This window comes from Pseudomonas sp. UBA6753 (assembly GCF_002453565.1).
GTDB classification, from domain to species: Bacteria; Pseudomonadota; Gammaproteobacteria; order Pseudomonadales; family Pseudomonadaceae; genus Aquipseudomonas; species Aquipseudomonas putida_Z.
This window is the reverse complement of sequence record NZ_DKHD01000027.1, coordinates 1-19,539: the sequence shown is the minus strand read 5'-3', so window position 1 is coordinate 19,539 and position 19,539 is coordinate 1. Positions and strand designations below refer to the sequence as shown.

At 64.1% G+C, this 19,539-nt stretch carries 14 protein-coding genes; 7 read left to right on the top strand and 7 right to left on the bottom strand.

The window, feature by feature from the left end:
• Nucleotides 1-24: 24 nt before the first annotated feature.
• Together B2790_RS10095 and B2790_RS10090 are read right to left on the bottom strand one after the other, a co-directional pair.
• Nucleotides 25-1,332 carry an NAD(P)/FAD-dependent oxidoreductase gene (locus B2790_RS10095; RefSeq protein ID WP_286918757.1) on the bottom strand — a complete coding sequence of 436 codons (1,308 nt, stop codon included), beginning with the start codon at nucleotides 1,330-1,332 and terminating at the stop codon, nucleotides 25-27.
• Nucleotides 1,333-1,356: 24 nt separating this feature from the next.
• Complete coding sequence (locus B2790_RS10090; RefSeq protein ID WP_274079310.1) at nucleotides 1,357-2,721, bottom strand: glutamine synthetase family protein; 1,365 nt, start codon at nucleotides 2,719-2,721, stop codon at nucleotides 1,357-1,359.
• 533 nt (nucleotides 2,722-3,254) lie between these two features.
• On the opposite strand from B2790_RS10090, the gene hrpA reads away from it, so the two are divergent.
• Together hrpA and B2790_RS10080 are read left to right on the top strand one after the other, a co-directional pair.
• Nucleotides 3,255-7,160, top strand: a complete 3,906-nt coding sequence (gene hrpA / locus B2790_RS10085) for an ATP-dependent RNA helicase HrpA (protein ID WP_286918756.1) — start codon at nucleotides 3,255-3,257, stop codon at nucleotides 7,158-7,160.
• Between the two features lie 237 nt (nucleotides 7,161-7,397).
• Entirely contained in the window at nucleotides 7,398-8,519 is a 1,122-nt protein-coding gene (locus B2790_RS10080; protein ID WP_123083774.1) for a beta-ketoacyl-ACP synthase III, read from the top strand.
• Nucleotides 8,520-8,719: 200 nt separating this feature from the next.
• Here the strand turns inward: B2790_RS10080 and B2790_RS10075 are convergent, their stop codons facing one another.
• Nucleotides 8,720-9,964, bottom strand: a complete 1,245-nt coding sequence (locus tag B2790_RS10075; RefSeq protein WP_137164602.1) for a putative porin — start codon at nucleotides 9,962-9,964, stop codon at nucleotides 8,720-8,722.
• Nucleotides 9,965-10,227: 263 nt separating this feature from the next.
• Here B2790_RS10075 and B2790_RS10070 point away from each other — a divergent pair, with 263 nt between their 5' ends.
• Entirely contained in the window at nucleotides 10,228-11,355 is a 1,128-nt protein-coding gene (locus B2790_RS10070) for a GNAT family N-acetyltransferase (RefSeq protein WP_137164842.1), read from the top strand.
• A 126-nt stretch (nucleotides 11,356-11,481) separates the two neighbouring features.
• On the opposite strand, the gene B2790_RS10065 is transcribed toward B2790_RS10070, so the two are convergent.
• From B2790_RS10065 to B2790_RS10050, 4 genes are all read right to left on the bottom strand, one after another.
• Nucleotides 11,482-13,314 carry an ABC transporter ATP-binding protein gene (locus B2790_RS10065; RefSeq protein WP_286918755.1) on the bottom strand — a complete coding sequence of 611 codons (1,833 nt, stop codon included), beginning with the start codon at nucleotides 13,312-13,314 and terminating at the stop codon, nucleotides 11,482-11,484.
• A gap of 62 nt (nucleotides 13,315-13,376) precedes the next feature.
• Entirely contained in the window at nucleotides 13,377-13,934 is a 558-nt protein-coding gene (locus tag B2790_RS10060) for a peptidylprolyl isomerase (protein WP_085618620.1), read from the bottom strand.
• Complete coding sequence (locus tag B2790_RS10055) at nucleotides 13,928-14,740, bottom strand: alpha/beta fold hydrolase (protein WP_137164600.1); 813 nt, start codon at nucleotides 14,738-14,740, stop codon at nucleotides 13,928-13,930. Before B2790_RS10055 ends, B2790_RS10060 begins: the two co-directional genes overlap by 7 nt.
• A gap of 13 nt (nucleotides 14,741-14,753) precedes the next feature.
• Complete coding sequence (locus B2790_RS10050) at nucleotides 14,754-15,677, bottom strand: LysR family transcriptional regulator (protein WP_137164599.1); 924 nt, start codon at nucleotides 15,675-15,677, stop codon at nucleotides 14,754-14,756.
• Between the two features lie 48 nt (nucleotides 15,678-15,725).
• Here B2790_RS10050 and B2790_RS10045 point away from each other — a divergent pair, with 48 nt between their 5' ends.
• The 4 genes from B2790_RS10045 to B2790_RS10030 all read left to right on the top strand — a co-directional run bounded on the left by B2790_RS10045 (nucleotide 15,726) and on the right by B2790_RS10030 (nucleotide 19,364).
• Entirely contained in the window at nucleotides 15,726-16,040 is a 315-nt protein-coding gene (locus B2790_RS10045) for a 3-phosphoglycerate kinase (protein WP_286918754.1), read from the top strand.
• Nucleotides 16,041-16,149: 109 nt separating this feature from the next.
• Entirely contained in the window at nucleotides 16,150-16,749 is a 600-nt protein-coding gene (locus B2790_RS10040; RefSeq protein WP_085704974.1) for an FMN-dependent NADH-azoreductase, read from the top strand.
• Nucleotides 16,750-17,033: 284 nt separating this feature from the next.
• Complete coding sequence (locus B2790_RS10035; protein WP_286918753.1) at nucleotides 17,034-17,915, top strand: carboxylate/amino acid/amine transporter; 882 nt, start codon at nucleotides 17,034-17,036, stop codon at nucleotides 17,913-17,915.
• A 72-nt stretch (nucleotides 17,916-17,987) separates the two neighbouring features.
• Nucleotides 17,988-19,364, top strand: coding sequence for a purine-cytosine permease family protein (locus B2790_RS10030; RefSeq protein ID WP_286918752.1), 1,377 nt, complete (start codon nucleotides 17,988-17,990; stop codon nucleotides 19,362-19,364).
• Nucleotides 19,365-19,539: the final 175 nt, after the last annotated feature.

The window sequence follows — 19,539 nt, the reverse complement described above, 5'->3', positions numbered from 1 at the left end:
GGAGCGGGCGTGCCCGCGAATGCTTCAGCGCAGTTTCTCCAGCATCTGGTAGTACCACATCCCCGCCGCCAGCAGCGGGTTGCCCAGCAAGTCCCCCATCGGCACCCGCACATGCTTGCACTGGGCAAAGGTGTCGAACTTCTCCAGCGTCCCGGTCAACGCCTCGGCCATGATCTCGCCCATGATGTGGCTGGTGGCAATGCCGTGCCCCGAATAGCCCTGGCAATACCACACGTTGTCCGACAGCTTGCCCAGCTGCGGGATGCGGTTGACCACGATGCCCATGGCGCAGCTCCACTGGAACTCGATCGGCACGCCTTTCAACGCCGGGAAGGTGCGCTCGATGCACGGGCGCAGTTCGCCTTCGATATCCCGTGAATCACGGCCGGAATAGTTGGCGCCACCGCCGAACAACAGGCGCTTGTCGGCGGTCAGGCGGTAGTAGTCGAGGACGAAGCGGCAGTCGTACACCGCAAGGTCCTGCGGGTTGATCTGTTCGGCCAGTTCTCCCAGCGGTGCGGTGGTGACGATGCCACCCATGGCCGGGAAGATCTTGCCCTTGAGCTGGCGCTTTTCGAGTTTGTGGTACACATCGCCGGCCAGCATCACCTGGCGCGCCTCGACCCGTCCGTGGGCGGTGACCACCGCCGGGCGCGGGCCGTGGACGATGTCCAGCACTTCGGAGTTTTCGAAAATCAGCGCCCCCAGGCCATGGGCAGCACGGGCCTCGCCCAGGCACAGGTTGAGCGGGTGCAGGTGCAGGTTGCGCAGGTTCTTCAGCGCGCCCAGGTACAGCGGGCTTTGCAGGTGCTCGGCCATGCCATTGCGGTCCAGCAATTGCACCTGCTCGCCCATGCCGCGCCGCCGGGCCTCGGCTTCGAATGCGCGCAGCTCGTCCATGTGCGAGGGCTTCATGGCCGCGTGCAGGTGGCCGCGCTTGAGGTCGCAGTCGATGCCGTAGCGCGCCACGCGCTGCTCGATCACCTGGTGGCCGCGCCAGCGCAAGTGCCAGATGAAGTCATCGACCTCGGCACCCAGGCGGTTGCGCATCTGTGCGCGCATGGCCTCGTCACCCGACAGGCTGTCGGTGACTTGGCCGCCGTTGCGCCCGCTGGCACCCCAGCCGATGCGGTTGGTTTCGACGATGGCCACCTTCAGGCCACGCTCGGCCAGTTCTACCGCCGTGGCCACGCCGGTGAAGCCGCCGCCGATGATCGCCACATCCACCTGTACCGTGCCCTTGAGCTGCGGGTACTCGGTGTGGTCGTTGAGGGTGGCGCTGTAATAGGACGGCGCGCGCTGCGCCGGGCCCTTGTTCAATGCTGCGTTCATGGGGGTTCCTTGTTATCTGGGGGCTCAGGCCTGGTGCAGGTACCAGCGCCAGTCCTGTTCGCTGACTTCGGCCATGAACTGGCGGTACTCGGCGCGCTTGACCTTCAGGTACACGCCAAGGAAGTCTTCGCCCAGTGCTTCGCGAGCCCAGCTGGAATGCTGCAGGGCGTCGAGGGCAGTCAGCCAGTCGGTGGGCAGGTGTTCGGTGGCCTGGGCATAGCCGTTGCCTTCCACCGGTGCCCCCGGGTCCAGCTGTTCGCGGATGCCCCGGTGGCTGGCGGCAAGGATCGCCGCAGCGGCCAGGTAGGGGTTGGCGTCGGCGCCACAGATGCGGTGCTCCACATGCCGGCTGTTGGCCGGGCCGCCCGGTATGCGCAGGCTCACGGTGCGGTTGTCGACGCCCCAGGTTGGCGCCAGCGGGGCATAGCTGTTGGCCTGGAAGCGGCGGAACGAGTTGGCGTTGGGACAGAACAGCAACAGCGAGTCGCGCAGGTGGCGCAGCATGCCGGCCACGGCCTGGCGCAGCAGCGGGGTGCCTGCCTTGTCCTCACTGGCGAACAGGTTGTTGCCGGCGCTGTCGGCCAGGCTCAGGTGCATGTGCATGCCGGTACCGGCCAGTTGCGCGAACGGCTTGGCCATGAAGCAGGCCTGCATGCCATGGGCGTGGGCAATGCCTTTGACCAGGCGCTTGTAGCGCACGGCCTGGTCCATCGCCTGCAGGGCGTCGCCGTGCTCGAGGGTGATTTCCACCTGGCCGGGGGCGTATTCCGAAATCGCCGTGCGCGCCGGGATGCCCTGGGCCTTGCAGGCGGCGTAGAGGTCGGCAAGGAACGGCTCGATCTGCTCCAGTTCGCGCAGGCCATACACCTGGGTGGTGCGTGGGCGGCCGCCGTCGTTGTCCAGCGCCGGTTGCGGGCGGCCCTGGGCATCACGGTGCTGGTCGAGCAGGTAGAACTCCAGCTCGCAGGCCATCACCGGATGGTAGCCGTCGGCCTTCAACGCTTCGATGGTACGCAGCAGCACATGGCGCGGGTCGGCAATGCTGGCCGGCAGGCCCTCGTTCGGGTGCATGCTCACCTGCACCGCGGCAGTCGGCACCCGGCGCCAGGGCAGGCGCACCAGGCTGCCTTCAAGCGGGTAGGCGCGGCAGTCGATATCGCCCACGTCCCACACCAGGCCGGAGTTTTCCACGTCGTCGCCGTTCAGGGTCAGGCCGAGAATGGTGCTGGGCAGCGGCCGGCCGGTCTGGTACACGGCCAGCAGTTCCTCGCGGTGCAGCAGCTTGCCGCGCGGTACGCCGTTGGCGTCGAGGATGAACAGTTCGAACAGTTCGATATCGGGGTTGTCGGCCAGAAAACGGCTGGCCTGCTCTACAGGTGCAAAATGCATGATGGATTCGCTCACGGGCGCACGGGCCACCGCGCATGCAGGCGGCCCGGCTGAGTTAAACGGCCGGAAGACGGCCGGGTCTGGTCACAACGGCGTGAGCGGGAAATCCGGTGGGCGTGCGTGACGGCAGTGCCACAGGGCCCAGAAGGCGAGGATGATATGGACCAGCGGATTCTCACCGGCACGGCGCCGGGCCTTCGCTTGCGAAGGGCGGGACGACGGTGGGGCGATGGGCTGGACGGGAGTCATGCCTTTGATACTCACATGCGGCGTAAGGTTGATTAAAGCAGTGAATGGCAACCTTTACATCGCATATGGCTAAACATTTGGTTGCTTGTGCCGGCCTCTTCGCGGGCTTGCCCGCTCCCACAGGTTCCGCACAATCTTCAGGCACGTGGTGACCCCTGTGGGAGCGGGCAAGCCCGCGAAGAGGCCGGCACAGGCAGCAGAGAACCGGCAAATCTGCGACAATCGCGCATCCTTCGAATGCCGATCATGAAAAAGCAGGCCCACCTGCATCACTAAAAAGCCCCATGACTGACCACGCCATCGACAAACTGCTGCAAAACCTCGACCACGCCATGATCGCCGACCGCCATCGCCTGCGCCGGCAATTGCACGAACTGCGCAAGCGCCCCGACGAGGCGAAGCTGGCGCAGTGGGTGGAAAAGGTCCAGGCGTCCTGCGCCCAGGTCACCGCGCGCCAGCAGAGCGTGCCGACCGTGCGCTACGACGACAGCCTGCCCATCGCTGCCAAGCGTGACGAAATCAAGAAGGCTCTGGCCGAGCACCAGGTGCTGGTGATCGCCGGCGAAACCGGCTCGGGCAAGACCACACAGTTGCCGAAAATCTGCCTTGAACTGGGCCGTGGCAGCCATGGCCTGATCGCCCACACCCAGCCACGCCGGATCGCCGCCCGCAGCGTTGCCGCGCGGGTTGCCGAAGAGCTGGGCACGCCCCTGGGCGGGCTGGTCGGCTACCAGGTGCGCTTCGAGGACCAGAGCGACGCCAACACCCTGGTCAAGCTGATGACCGACGGTATCCTGCTGGCCGAAACCCAGCATGACCGCTTCCTCGAGCGCTACGACACGATCATCGTCGACGAAGCCCACGAACGCAGCCTGAACATCGACTTCCTGCTCGGCTACCTGAAGACCCTGCTGCACCGCCGCCCGGACCTGAAGCTGATCATCACCTCGGCGACCATCGACCTGGAGCGCTTCTCCAAACACTTCGACGGCGCGCCGATCATCGAGGTGTCCGGGCGTACCTTCCCGGTGGAAACCTGGTATCGCCCACTGACCAGCGAGCAGGACGAGGAGGGCAACCAGATCGAGGACGACCTCACCGTCGACCAGGCCATCCTCGCCACGCTGGACGAGCTTGCGCATCACGAACGAAGCGAGGGCAAAGGCCCCGGCGATGTGCTGATCTTCCTGCCAGGCGAGCGCGAGATCCGTGATGCCGCCGAGATCCTGCGCAAGGCGCAACTGCGCCACACCGAGATCCTGCCGTTGTACGCGCGCCTGTCGCCGACAGAGCAGCAGCGCATCTTCCAGCCACACACCGGACGCCGTGTGGTGCTGGCCACCAACGTTGCGGAAACCTCGCTGACCGTGCCGGGCATCCGCTATGTGATCGACACCGGTACCGCGCGCATCAGCCGCTACAGCTACCGCGCCAAGGTGCAGCGCCTGCCCATCGAGGCCGTGTCGCAGGCCAGTGCCAACCAGCGCAAGGGCCGCTGCGGCCGGGTCGAGCCGGGCATCTGCGTGCGCCTGTACAGCGAAGAGGATTTCAACAGCCGGCCGGCGTTCACCGACCCTGAGATCCTGCGCACCAACCTGGCGGCAGTGATCCTGCAGATGCTGCACCTGCGCCTGGGCGCAATCGACGCCTTCCCGTTCATCGAGCCGCCGGATGGCAAGGCCATCAGCGATGGTTTCAACCTGCTGCAGGAGTTGTCGGCGGTCAACCGCGAAAACCAGCTGACGCCGATCGGCCGCCAGCTGGCGCGCCTGCCGATCGACCCGCGGCTGGGCCGCATGCTGCTCGAAGGCGCCCGCCTGGGCAGCCTGCAGGAAGTGCTGATCGTCACCAGTGCGCTGTCGGTGCAAGACCCGCGCGAACGCCCACCGGAGCGCCAGCAGGCCGCCGACCAGGCGCATGCGCAATGGAAGGACGTGGATTCCGACTTCGCTGCGCTGGTCAACCTGTGGCGTGGCTTCGAGGAACAGCGCCAGGCGCTGACCGCCAACCCGCTGCGCAACTGGTGCCGCAAGAACTTCCTGAACTACCTGCGCCTGCGCGAATGGCGCGATGCCCATCGCCAGCTGGCACTGATCTGCCGTGACCTGCAGCTGACAGTGAACAAGGACCCATCCGACTACCCGAAAATGCACAAGGCCATTCTCAGTGGCCTGCTCAGCCAGATCGGCCAGAAGACCGAAGAGGGCGACTACCAGGGCGCCCGTCAGCGGCGCTTCTGGGTGCACCCGTCGTCGGGCCTGGGGCGCAAGCGCCCGCAGTGGGTGATGGCGGCCGAACTGGTTGAAACCACCAAGCTGTACGCACGCATGGTGGCCAGGATCGAGCCGGACTGGATCGAGCCGCTGGCCGGCCACCTGGTTAAGAAGAACCACTTCGAGCCGCACTGGGAGAAGAAGCGCGGGCAGGTGGTGGCCTACGAGCAGATCACCCTGTACGGCCTGATCCTGGTCGGCCGTCGGCCGGTGCATTTCGGCCCGATCGACCCGGTCACCTCGCGCGAGCTGTTCATCCGCGAAGGCCTGGTGGGTGGCGAAATCCAGTCGCGGGCCAAGTGCCTGGCGGCCAACAAGCGCCTGCTGGAAGAGCTCGACGAGCTGGAGGCCAAGGCCCGCCGCCGCGACATTCTTGCCGACGAAGAGACGCTGTACGCCTTCTACGAAGCGCGTCTGCCGGCGGAAATCCACCAGACCGCGACCTTCGACAGCTGGTACCGCATGGGTAGCCAGAAGGACGCCAACCTGCTGATAATGCGCGAGGAAGACGTGCTGGCCCGCGAGGCCAGCGAAGTCACCGCCGCGCAGTACCCCGACAGCCTGCAGGTGGGCGAGCTGCGCCTGCCGCTGAGTTACCACTTCGAGCCCGGCCACCCCCGCGATGGCGTGACCGTGCGGGTGCCGGCACCGCTGTTGCCGAGCCTGCCGGGCGAGCGTCTGGAGTGGCTGGTGCCCGGCCTGCTGGAAGCCAAGTGCGTGGCGCTGGTGCGCAACCTGCCCAAGGCCCTGCGCAAGAACTTCGTGCCGGTGCCGGACTTCGTCAAGGCCTCGCTGGCACGCATGACCTTCGGCCAAGGCGCATTGCCGCAAGCCCTGGGCCAGGAACTGCTGCGCATGACCGGCGCCCGTGTGCCCGACGAGGCATGGGACGAGTCGGTCAACCTGGTCGAAGGCCACCTGCGCATGAACATCGAAGTGGTGGATGGCCAGGGCAAGTTCCTGGGTGAAGGCCGCGACCTGGCCGAGCTGACCGCGCGCTTTGCAGCAGCCAGCCAGGCAGCGTTGGCCGTGCCGCGTGACGCCAAGAGCGAGCAGCCGGTGCAGGCCAAGGCTTTCAGCGAGGTGAAGCAGACCGCGCAGCAGAAGATCGCCGGCCTGTCGATGACCGTGTACCCGGCGCTGGTGGAAGAGGGCGGCACCGTGCGCGAAGGGCGCTTCTCGACCCAGGCCGAGGCCGAGTTCCAGCACCGCCGCGCGTTGCAGCGCCTGTTGCTGCAGCAGCTGGCCGAGCCAGCCAAGTACCTGCGCTGCAAGCTGCCGGGGCTGACCGAGCTGGGCCTGCTGTACCGTGAAATGGGCCGGGTCGAGGCGCTGGTCGAGGACATTCTGCTGGCCAGCCTGGACAGCTGCATCCTCGAAGGCGAACAGCCGCTGCCACGCGATGGTGCGGCCCTGGCTGGCCTGGCCGAGCGCAAGCGCGGCAACTGGGCCGAGCATGCCGAGCGCCTGGCACGGCAGACGTTGGAAGTGCTGAAGCTGTGGCATGGGCTGCAGAAGCGCTTCAAGGGCAAGATCGACCTGAGCCAGGCGGTGGCGCTGAACGACATCAAGCAACAACTCGGCAACCTGGTGTACCCGGGCTTCGTGCGCGAAACCCCCGGGGCCTGGTTCAAGGAGCTGCCGCGTTATCTCAAGGCGGTGGAACTGCGCCTGGAGAAGCTGGGGTCGCAGGTACAGAAGGACCGGGTGTGGAGCGGTGAGCTGGCCAACCTGTGGGCGCAGTACAAGGCCCGTGCCGACAAGCATGCCCAGGAAGGCAAGCGTGATGAGCAACTGACGGTGTACCGCTGGTGGCTGGAGGAATATCGGGTTTCGCTGTTTGCCCAGCAGTTGGGGACCAAGGTGCCGATTTCCGACAAGCGATTGAGCAAGCAATGGAGCCAGGTGGAGGGCTAAACTTCCACAGTTGTGGCAATATTGATGCAATTTGGGGTCGCCTGGCGGCCCCTTCGCGGGTAAACCCGCTCCCACAGGTACAGCAATGTCCTCGGGAGCGGTGCGATCCCTGTGGGAGCGGGCGTGCCCGCGAACGAGGGCGCAGCCCTCGCCTATAAATTGGTACTAAAGTGCCATTAACCTGTCATATTTCCAGCCAGCGCCCCGTGGCGATGGCCTTTGACCAGAGGAACGACCGTGCATAACGTCGTGATCAGCGGCACCGGCCTGTACACCCCGGCCCAGAGCATTTCCAACGAAGAACTAGTGGCGTCCTTCAACACCTGGTCGCAGCAGTTCAACCAGGACAACGCCGCCGCCATCGAGCGCGGTGAAGTCGAGGCGGCGCCGCTGTCCGATGCGGCGTTCATCGAAAAGGCCTCGGGCATCAAGAGCCGCTTCGTCATGGACAAGGCCGGCATCCTCGACCCGCAGCGCATGAAGCCGCGCCTGCCAGAGCGCTCCAACGACGAACCGTCGGTGCTCTGCGAAATGGCCGTGGCCGCTGCCCGTCAGGCCCTGGAGCGCGCCGGTCGCACGGCGGCCGATGTCGATGGGGTGATCGTCGCCTGCTCCAACCTGCAGCGCCCGTACCCGGCCATCGCCATCGAAGTGCAGCAGGCGCTGGGCATCCAGGGCTTTGCCTTCGACATGAACGTGGCCTGCTCGTCGGCCACTTTCGGCATCCAGACCGCCGCCAACAGCGTGGCCCTGGGGCAGGCGCGTGCGGTGCTGATGGTCAACCCGGAGGTGTGCACCGGCCACCTGAACTTCCGTGACCGCGACAGCCACTTCATCTTTGGTGATGCTGCCACTGCGGTGCTGCTCGAGCGTGCCGACAAGGCCACCTCGGCGCACCAGTTCGACATCGTCAGCAGCAAGCTGTGGACCGAGTTCTCCAACAATATCCGTAACAACTTCGGTTTCCTCAACCGCGCGGCGGAAGAGGGCGAGGGCGCGGCGGACAAGCTGTTCATCCAGGAAGGGCGCAAGGTGTTCCGCGAGGTGTGCCCGAAAGTGGCCGAGCTGATCGGTGAGCACCTGCAGGAAAACGGGCTGCAACCCAGCGATGTGAAACGCTTCTGGCTGCACCAGGCCAACCTCAGCATGAACCAGCTGATCGTCAAGAAACTGCTGGGGCGTGAAGTGGCCGAGGAAGATGCACCGGTGATTCTCGACCGTTATGCCAACACCAGTTCGGCGGGGTCGGTGATTGCCTTCCACCTTTACCAGGACGACCTGGCCAAGGGCTCGCTGGGCGTGTTGAGCTCGTTCGGTGCGGGGTATTCGATTGGTAGCGTGATCCTGCGCAAGCGCTGATTTATCTGGCGCCTGTACCGGCCTCTTCGCGGGCTTGCCCGCTCCCACAGGTACTCCACAGTTTTCAAGAGCTGTGGTGATTCTGTGGGAGCGGGCGAGCCCGCGAAGAGGCCGGCGCATTTCTGCCAGGCAAGAAAAAGCGGGAAATGCCGGATGGGGTCGGCATTTCCCGCTTCAGGTGAAGCAGTGCAGGGTGTCGCTTAGAACTTGGCTTCCAGGTCGACCTGCAGGGTATCTACATCGGCGTTGCTGTTCGGCAACTGCGACAGGTCGGTCTTGGCCATCAGGTAGGCAGCGCCCAGAGAGAAGTTCTTGTCGATTTCATACCCGACCTTGAACTTGTGCCCGCGCGAACCGGTAAAGCCGTTGCCAAAGTCGGAGTCGGTGAACAGGCTGACCACGGCGTTGCGCTGCACGTCGCGGTAGTTGTAGTCCAGGCTCCAGGCGCCGACCTTGGTTTTCAGGCCCGCCAACCAGGCCTGGTCTTCCCCATCGGTGCTTTCGGTGTTTTTCACGTACTGGCCGTAAGCAGAGAGTGGGATGGCAAAGCCGGTGAAGTCCAGCTGGCCGAAGCCTTCCACGAGGTTGAACTCGTTGGTGGTGTTGCCGAACGACTGCAGGATGGTGGCTTCCTTGTCGTTGTCATAGCCGTAGATACTGGCACCTACGGTCAGCTTGAGCACGTCTGCCGGGGCGAACTTGGCGCCCAACTGGCCGTGATAGACCTGTGCGTCATGCTTGTATTGCACGCCGTCGCCATCGACGTTGTCCTTGAGGGTGTACTGACCAGCGCTGGCGAACACTTCGGCCCCGCCCAGGTCGGTCTTGTAGGTCGCTGCCACGCCTTCCGGGTTGATGTCGCTATCCCAGATGATGTCGCCCATGCTCACCCATGGCTGCGCCATCTTGCCGCCAATCAGGTGCAGGTTGGGAACTGCAGTCGGGTGCCAGTCGAGGTAGGCCTGATCGACCCACAGCGACTTCTTGTCGAAGTAGTTGTCGAAGCTCTGGTTGGTCGAACGGCGGTCGGCACTGCTGCCGGTGGCGATACGAATGCCCGCGTCCACCTGCGGGTTGATTTCGCTGTAGAAGCCGACACGGGCACGCACGCGCTGACGGTCCTGGTTGCCGCTGCTGCTGTTCGGGTCGTCGACGTTGACGTCTTCGTAACGCAGGCGCACATCACCCTTGACTTGGGTCTTGGCGGCCCATGCCACTTTCTGTTCAAAGGAGCTCATCCGTTCGGACTGAGCTTTCTGAGCGGCCTTTTCCTTGGTTTCTTGAGCCAGGTCCGCCTGCAGTTCGTTGTACTGCGCCTGGTTGATCGAGCCATTGGCGCGGAGCATTTCGAGCAGCTTGGCGTCGACAGCTGCACTGGCCGGAGTACTCAGAGCCAGCATCATGCCGGTGAGGCTCACTCCGGTAAGTGTAGAAACAAGACGCATAAGGTTCTCCCTGTTGAATAAGATGGGGGAGGCTCAAGCGCCCGCCCCTGTGTTGGCATGTCTTCGGAAAGGGCCTGAATAGACAGGTTCTGGGGTTCCGGAAAACAGGCGCAAGTATTGCGGGGGCGAATGACAGATTAATGTCGAATTAGTGGCACTGCGGTTAAGTAATTGAGAATAAAAGGATCTGTCCCAGCTATCGTGATTTGAGTGGCGGGCCTTCCTTGGGGATACTGGGTACCTTGAAACAGCGAGCCGAAACCGTGACCAGCCTGTACAGCCTTGCCCATCTGCGTGATCTACCGGCGGCCACCTGGGATGCCCTGGTGCCGGCCGGCCAACCGTTCCTGCGCCATGCGTTTCTCAGCGCCATGGAGGACAGCGGCAGCGTCGCGCGCAACACCGGCTGGGCCGCCGAGCACCTGGTGCTGGAACGTGACGGGCAGGTACGGGCGCTGCTGCCGGCGTACCGCAAATGGCACTCGTTTGGCGAGTACGTGTTCGACCATGGCTGGGCCGATGCCTGTGAGCGGGCCGGCATTGCCTACTACCCCAAGCTGCTCGGTGCCGTGCCGTTCAGCCCGGTCAGCGGCCCGCGCCTGCTTGCCGCCGACCCAGCCGATGGCTTGCTGATGCTGCAGGCGTTGCCGGAGTACCTGGGCAAGGGCGGGCTGTCTGGCGCGCACATCAATTTCACCGAGCCGGCGCTGGACGAACAGCTGGCCGGCCAGCCGGGCTGGATGGAGCGCCTGGGCTGCCAGTTTCATTGGCGCAACCACGGCTACCGTGACTTCCAGGATTTTCTCGACAGCCTGAGTTCGCGCAAGCGCAAGCAGATGCGCAAGGAGCGTGAACAGGTGGCCGGGCACGGTATTGAATTCCGCTGGTACCGTGGGGGTGAACTGGATGAGGCGCAGTGGGATTTCGTCTACCGCTGCTACGCCAATACCTACGCGGTGCGCCGCCGTGCGCCCTACCTGACACGCGAGTTCTTCAGCCTGCTGGCCGAGCGCATGCCCGAGGCCTTGCGCGTGGTGATGGCGCGGCAGGGTGGCCGTGATGTGGCCATGGCCCTGAGCCTGGTGGGGGGCGACAGCCTGTTTGGCCGCTACTGGGGGTGCCTGGACGAATTCGACCGGCTGCATTTCGAAACCTGTTTCTACCAGGGCATGGACTTTGCCATCGCCGAAGGGCTGCAGCGTTTCGATGCCGGGGCGCAGGGGGAGCACAAGCTGATTCGCGGGTTCGAGCCGGTGCTGACGCGGTCGTGGCACTACCTGCTGCACCCGGGGCTGCGGCGGGCGGTGGAGGATTTTCTGGCGCAGGAGCGGGAAGGGGTACGGGCCTATGCCGAGGAGGCCAGGGGGATGTTGCCCTATCGCCGGGACTGATCCATTCATATTGCCTGTGCCGGCCTCTTCGCGGGCTTGCCCGCTCCCACAGGTACGGCACAGTTTTCAAGGCATGTGGTGATCCTGTGGGAGCGGGCGAGCCCGCGAAGAGGCCGGCACAGGAAATCAGTCGACCCCGACAAACCCCCCGGTCTGGTGATGCCACAACCGGGCATACAAGCCTTGCTGCTCCAGCAGTTCACTGTGGCTGCCACTCTCGACAATCCGCCCCTTGTCCAGCACCACCAGCCGGTCCATCCGCGCAATGGTGGAAAGCCGGTGGGCAATGGCGATCACAGTCTTGCCCTGCATCAGCGTCTCCAGGCTTTCCTGGATCGCTGCCTCCACCTCCGAGTCCAGCGCCGAAGTGGCCTCGTCCATGATCAGGATCGGTGCATTCTTCAACAACACCCGGGCAATCGCGATGCGCTGGCGCTGGCCACCCGACAGCTTGACCCCGCGCTCGCCCACATGGGCATCGAAACCGGTGCGCCCCTGGGCGTCCGACAACTGCGGAATGAACTCGTCGGCGCGGGCCCGGCGCACCGCTTCATGCAGCGCCGCCTCGCTGGCATCGGGGCGGCCATACAGCAGGTTGTCACGGATCGAGCGGTGCAGCAGCGAGGTGTCCTGGGTGATCATGCCGATCTGCGCGCGCAGGCTGGCCTGGCTCACTTCGGCAATGTCCTGGCCGTCGATGAGGATGCGCCCGCCCTGTACGTCATAAAGCCTCAGCAGCAGGTTGACCAAGGTCGACTTGCCTGCCCCGGACGGGCCGATCAGGCCGATCTTCTCGCCCGGGCGGATGTCCAGGTCGAGCCCTTCGATCACGTTGGCGGCCTTGCCGTAATGGAAGTCCACGTCATCGAAGCGCACCGCACCGCGGCTTACCTTGAGCGCCGGTGCGTTGGGCCGGTCGGTCACGGTGACCGGCTGGGCGATGGTCTGCAGGCCGTCCTGGACCATGCCGATGTTCTCGAAGATGCCGTTGACCACCCACATGATCCAGCCCGACATGTTGACGATGCGGATCACCAGGCCGGTGGCCAGGGCGATGGCGCCGACGGTGATCAGCGACTGGCTCCACAGCCACAGCGCCAGGCCGGTGGTGGCGACCACCAGCAGGCCATTGAGGGTGGTGATGACCACATCCATGCTGGTGACCACGCGTGCGGCCAGCTGGGTTTTCTCTGTCTGCTCGCGGATCGCTTCGCGGGCGTACTGCTGCTCGAAGTCGGTGTGGGCGAACAACTTGAGGGTGGCGATGTTGGTGTAGCCGTCGACGATGCGCCCCATCAGCTTGGAGCGGGCGTCGGAGGAGATCACCGAACGCTCCTTCACCCGGGGGACGAAGTAGAACAGCGCGGCGATGTAGCCGGCGATCCACAGCAACAGCGGCAGCATCAGGCGCCAGTCGGCCTCGGCGAACAGCACCAGCGAGGTGATGGCGTAGATCAGCACATGCCATAGCGCATCCACCGCCTGCACCGCAGAGTCGCGCAGTGAGTTGCCGGTCTGCATGATGCGCTGGGCGATGCGCCCGGCGAAGTCGCTCTGGAAGAAGTTCAGGCTCTGCTTGAGCACATAGGTGTGGTTCTGCCAGCGGATCAGACTGGTCATGCCGGGGTTGATGGTCTGGTGCACCAGCAGGTCGTGCAGGCCGAAGAATACCGGCCGCAGCAGCAGGATCACCACCAGCATCCAGATCAGCTCGCCGCTGTGTTCGCTGAAGAAATTGGCATTGGGCGTACCCTGGGCCAGGTCGATGATGCGGCTGAGGTAGCTGAACATCGCCACCTCGATCAGCGAGGCGACCAGGCCCACCACCAGCAGGGCGACAAAGCTCGGCCACACCTGGCGCAGGTAGTAGAGGTAGAACGGCCACACCTGGCCGGGTGGCGACTCGCTGGGCGCGTCGCGGAAGATGTCGATCAGTTGCTCGAAACGGCGGTACAGCATGGGTGACAAGACTCCTGTGCTACCCGACCCCGGAAGGTTTCACGTCCCTGTGAAACCTGCGGTCAGTCGATGCGTTTGGCGGACTTGATGTAGACCGGATCGGCCGGCACATCGCGCATGCCTTTCTTGACGGTGGTCGGTGAATTGACGATCTGGTCGACCACCTCCATGCCCTTGGTCACTTTGCCGAACACGGCGTAGCCGGCGTCGCGGCCCGGATTGAGAAAATCGTTGTCGGCGACGTTGATGAAGAACTGGCTGGTGGCCGAGTTCGGGTTGGAGGTACGCGCCATCGACAGCGTGCCACGGGTGTTCTGCAGGCCGTTGCTGGCCTCGTTCTTGATCGGGTCCTTGGTGTCTTTCTGGACCATCTGGTCGGTGAAGCCGCCGCCCTGGACCATGAAGCCCGGAATTACACGGTGGAAGATGGTGTTGTTGTAGAAGCCGCTGTCGACGTACTCGAGGAAGTTCTTGGTACTGACCGGCGCCTTCTCGGCATTCAGTTCGATTTCAACCTGGCCGAAGCTGGTGTCCAGCAGTACGTGCGGGGTCTTGTCGGAGGCCATGACGCTGGTGGCGAAGGCGACCGAGCAGGCGGTGAGCAGGAGTTTTTTCAGCATGGGCTCAAAGATCCTTGAGAGGTGGAAGCGGCTGCAAGGAACTGCAGCAGGGTCTGGTTGAAGACCTCGGGTTGGTCGAGGGGTGTAGCGTGCCGGGAATCGTCGATGACCACCAGCCTGGCGTGGGGCATCAGGGCGACGTAGCGTTCTTTCAGTTGTATCGGGGTGTAATCGTGGTCGGCGGCGATCACCAGGGTAGGACAGTGGATCTGGCCGATGCGTTCCTGCACGCCCCAGTCGACGATGGCATCGAAACTCTTGAGGTAGGCGCGCTTGTCGTTGCGTGCCCAGCGCTGGGCCATCTTGTGCCGCAGTTCGGCCTGCTGCGGTTTGGGGAACAGCCGCTCGGCCAGGCCCTTGCCGACGGTTTCGACACTGAGCAGGCGCGCCAGGCCCCAGCGCTTGAGCCACCACGCCCAGTCACTGCGGGTGCGGCGCTTGACCTCGGGGGCGCTGTTGACGATGCACAGGCTGCGCAGCCACTGCGGGTGATCGACGGCGAACTGGAAGCCGACCATGCCACCCATGGACAGGCCGACGAAGTGCACCGGGCCGGTGTGCAGGTGTTCGAGCAGGGCCAGCAGGTCGGCACTGAAGGTGGCGATCTGGTAGCCGTCGCGTGGCTTGTCGGAGCGGCCGTGGCCGCGGATGTCCATGAGGATTACCCGGTAGTAGCGGCTGAGCACCGGCACCTGCAGCTCCCAGTCCTGGCAGCTGGAGCCCAGGCCATGCAGCAATACCAGGGGTTCGCCCTGGCCATATTCCTCGTAATGCAGTGCGCATCCTTCGTGTTCGAAATAGGCCATGGGCGCGGTCCTCTCAGGCTTGTGGGGGGGCTGCGAAGGGCACGTCCAGTGGCGCGGTGTCGAAATTGCGCAGCAGGTCGATGAGAATCTGCGTAGCCGGGCCCAAGGTCTTCTCTTTGCTCGAATAAAGGTAGAACAGTGGATGGCGGCTGCCACCCTGATCCAGCGGCAACGGCTTGAGCACGCCTTCGCGCAGCTCGCGCTCGATCATGTGGCGGGGCAGCCAGGCAAAGCCCAGGCCACTGCTGACGAAGGTAGCGGCGGTGCCCAGGCTGCCGACGGTCCAGCGTTGCTCGGCACCCAGCCAGCCGACATCGCGCGGCTGGGCGCGGCCGGAGTCGCGGATTACCACCTGCAACTGGCTTTCCAGGTCCTGGAAGGTCAATTCGCGGCCCAGGCGGTGCAGGCTGTGTTCGGGGTGGGCGACGGCGACGAACTCCACCGCGCTCAGTTCGGCGCCCAGGTAGCCGCCGATGCTGTAGCTGCTGATGGCCAGGTCGGCGATGCCTTCGAGCATCACTTCCTCGACACCAGACAGCACTTCTTCACGCAGGCGCACCCGGCAGCCACGGCTCTGCGGCATGAACGCGGCCAGGGCGCGGACCAGGCGGGCACTGGGGTAGGCGGCATCGACCACCAGGCGTACCTCGGCCTCCCAGCCCTGTTCCATGTGGTGGGCAAGGTCTTCGAGCTGGCTGGCCTGCTTGACCAGGTGGCGCGAACGGCGCAGCAGGACATTGCCGGCCTCGGTGAGCACCGCCTTGCGGCCGTCGATGCGCAGCAGCGGCACGCCCAGTTGCTCCTGCATGCGGGCCACGGTGTAGCTGACCGATGACTGCGAGCGGTGCAGTGCCTCGGCGGCCTGGGCAAACCCACCGTGATCGACCACTGCCTGCAGGGTTCGCCACTGGTCAAGGGTTACGCGCGGCGCTTTCATCTTTCGCTCCTGTTGTCCTAAGCTGCGCTCTTTCAAGGAGAGCGGCCCATGAAGAAATGTTGTGCGGCAATACTGATGTGCCTGCCCCTCGGGGCCATGGCTTATCCCATCGACGTTGAGAAAGAACTGGCCGGGGTAAAGCTCGACTACACCGCCTATGACACGGCCTATGACATTGGCGCCATCACCCTCAACAACTATGGGCAGGTACCGGCCGCGTGCAAGGTGACTTTCCGCAATGGCCCCGAGGCACCGCGGGTGCGCCGGGTGAACGTACCGGCCGGTAAAAGCGTCGATGTCACTGCCAAGTTCAACCGGCAGATCATCAAATTACGGATCGCCTTGAACTGCAGTGCAGAATAAACTGATAAATCGATAGATTGAACCCACTTTTTACGCTTTTTTATCGATAGGTCAAGCCGTAATCTCACCTCCATCGAATCGCAACCCTTTTTGCCGATGGAGGCCCCCCATGTCCCGCGTACTGATCATCGAAAGCAGCGCCCGCCAGCAGGATTCCGTTTCCCGTCAGCTGACCCGTGATTTCATCCAGCAGTGGCAGGCCGCCCACCCGGCCGATCAGATCAGTGTGCGCGACCTGGCCGTGAACCCGGTGCCGCACCTGGACGCCAACCTGCTGGGTGGCTGGATGAAGCCCGAAGAACAGCGCAGTGCTTCCGAACTGGACGCCTTGGCCCGCTCCAACGAACTGACCGATGAGCTGCTCGCCGCCGACGTGCTGGTGATGGCTGCGCCGATGTACAACTTCACCATCCCCAGCACCCTCAAGGCCTGGCTGGACCACGTGCTGCGTGCCGGCATCACCTTCAAGTACACCCCCACCGGCCCGCAGGGCTTGCTGACCGGCAAGCGCGCCATCGTCCTGACTGCCCGTGGCGGCATCCATGCCGGCGCCACCAGCGACCACCAGGAACCGTACCTGCGCCAGGTAATGGCCTTCATCGGCATTCACGATGTCGACTTCATCCATGCCGAAGGCCTGAACATGAGCCCTGACTTCCACGAGAAGGGCGTCAACCAGGCCAAGGCCAAGCTGGCGGCGGTGGCCTGAGGCTTAGCGAATTCCCAACCCTGACACCTGTTGTTGCTCCTTTGGGTGTACCTGCCCGGCCTGCATGGCCGGGCTTTTTTATGCCTGGAATTTCATGGGTGCCTGTGCCGGCCTCTTCGCGGGCTTGCCCGCTCCCACATGTACACCGCAGGTCTCAGGTACTGTGATGTCCCTGTGGGAGCGGGCAAGCCCGCGAAGAGGCCGGCACAGCCCCACATTCCTCATGGTTGAACTCATTCCCCGCAACCCGCTAAGGTCGCGGCCTTGATCCACGAGAGGCAACCATGGGCTACCTGATAATCGTCGCGCTGATCCAGGCGTTTTCCTTCAGCCTGATCGGCGAGTACCTGGCCGGGCACGTCGACAGCTACTTTGCCGTGCTCGCGCGCGTGGTGCTGGCTGGCCTGGTGTTCCTGCCGCTGACCCGCTGGCGCCAGGTCGAGCCGCGCTTCATGCGCTCGATGCTGCTGATCGGCGCGCTGCAGTACGGCATCACCTACGTCTGCCTGTACCTGAGCTTTCGCGTGCTCACCGTGCCGGAGGTGCTGCTGTTCACCATTCTCACGCCGTTGCACGTGACGCTGATCGAAGACGCCATGAACCGGCGCTTCAACCCGTGGGCGCTGCTGGCAGCGCTGGTGGCGGTGGCCGGCGCGGCGGTGATCCGCTTCGACACCATCAGCGGCGAGTTCTTCATCGGCTTCCTGCTGCTGCAACTGGCCAACTTCACCTACGCCGCCGGCCAGGTGCTGTACCGCCACCTGGTTGCACGCCACCCCAGCGACTTGCCGCACTACAAGCGCTTTGGCTACTTCTACCTGGGCGCGTTGATCGTGGTGTTGCCGGCCTTCCTGCTGTTTGGCAACTCCCAGCACCTGCCGACCACCGATGTGCAGTGGCTGGTGCTGCTGTTCCTGGGCCTATGCCCGACGGCGCTGGGCCTGTACTGGTGGAACAAGGGTGCCTGCCTGGTTTCGGGCGGGACGCTGGCGGTGATGAACAACCTGCATGTGCCAGTAGGGTTGCTGCTCAATTTGCTGATCTGGAACCAGGACGAGCCATTGGGCAGGCTGTTCATCGGCGGGGCAGTGATCCTGGCGTCGGTGTGGATGAGCCGCCTGGGTACCCTGACGTTATCAAGCAAGCCATGGCGCAGCCAGCTATGACGCGTTCGTTACTGAACCCAAATCCCGCCGGTCCCTACCCGATAATCAGGAAAACAAAATCGGGAGACCGGCGTGAAGCTAGAAACGCGAAGTATCGAATTTGTCCCACACGCCGAGCGTTATGGCACGCCTAAACGATTGTTCACCATCTGGTTCAGCTCCAACTTCCAGATAACCGCGCTGATGGTCGGCACCCTGGGCATTGCATCGGGGCTAAGCCTTGGCTGGACCTTGTTGGGCCTGTTGGTCGGCAACCTGATCGGCACCGTGTTCATGGCCGCGCATTCTGCCCAGGGGCCTCACCTGGGCGTGCCACAGATGATCCAGAGCCGGGCCCAGTTCGGTGTCCATGGTGCCGCGCTCCCTCTGCTGGTGATGGTCACGGCCGCAGTCCTGTTCCTCGCCGCCAGCGGCGTGCTGATGCGCAATGCCCTGCAGGCGCTGGTGCCCATGAGCGATGACCAGGCGATCGTGGTGGTCGGCTTGCTGACCTTTGTCATCGGCTTTGTCGGCTACGAGCTGATCCACCGCCTGGGCGCGTGGATGAGCCTGTTGTCCACACTGGTTTTTGCTGGCGCCCTGGTGCTGATCCTGCTGCACCCCGGCGACATGGCAACCACAACGGCAGTAAGTACCGGCTTCTCGTTCACCGCCTTCAACCTGATCGTGGCCCAGTCGGCCTCCTGGACGCTGGGGTATGGCCCCTATGTAGCCGATTACTCGCGCTACCTCCCAGCCAACGTCAACCCACGCGCCACCTTCTGGGCCACCTATTGCGGTTGTGCGTTGGGCTCCTTCGCCATGATGGCACTGGGCGCGCTGGTGGCAGTGGAGTTGCCCTCGGCACTGGGGCACGACCCGGCCACAGCCATTGCCGCGTTGTTTGGCCCGTGGGCGCCGCTGGCGCTGGCAGTGATCGCGCTGGGGGTGATCCAGTACAACGTCCTGTGCCTGTACAGCGCCTACATGTCGTCGGTCACGATCTTTGGCGCCTTCAAGACCATCCGGCGCGTGACTGCGACGGCCAAGGCCTTGGTGATGGCTGGGCTGACCGCAGCGGCAACGGTGATCGCCATCGCCACCCAGTACAATTTCGATACGTTCTTTGCCGACATCCTGATCGGCCAGCTGTACCTGTTGATCCCATGGAGCGCGATCAACCTGGTGGATTACTACTGGGTATGCCGAGGCCACTATGATGTCGGGGCGCTGTATGACTCCAAGGGGCGTTATGGCTGCTTCAATCGTCGAAGCCTGGCGGTGTACGCCGTGTCGATCATCGGTACCATCCCGTTCATGAAACTGTCGTTCTACACGGGGTTCGTGGCCGAGTGGCTGGGGGCAGACATCAGTTGGGCGATGGGGTTGATCCTGGCCGGTGCGCTGTATTGCATGGTCCATGGGCGCGAGAGCAACCGGCTTTCGACAACCATGAATGTGCACACCTGACTCGGAAAGGGGCCGCTTTGCGGCCCATCGCCGGCAAGCCAGCTCCCACAGGCACCGCGCAAAATTCGAGACGTGTGCAGTACCTGTGGGAGCTGGCTTGCCGGCGATGGACTGCGAAGCAGCCCCGGCAATATCAAGCCTCGCTCATGTCTTCCAGCCGACGCGGCACAGGCTC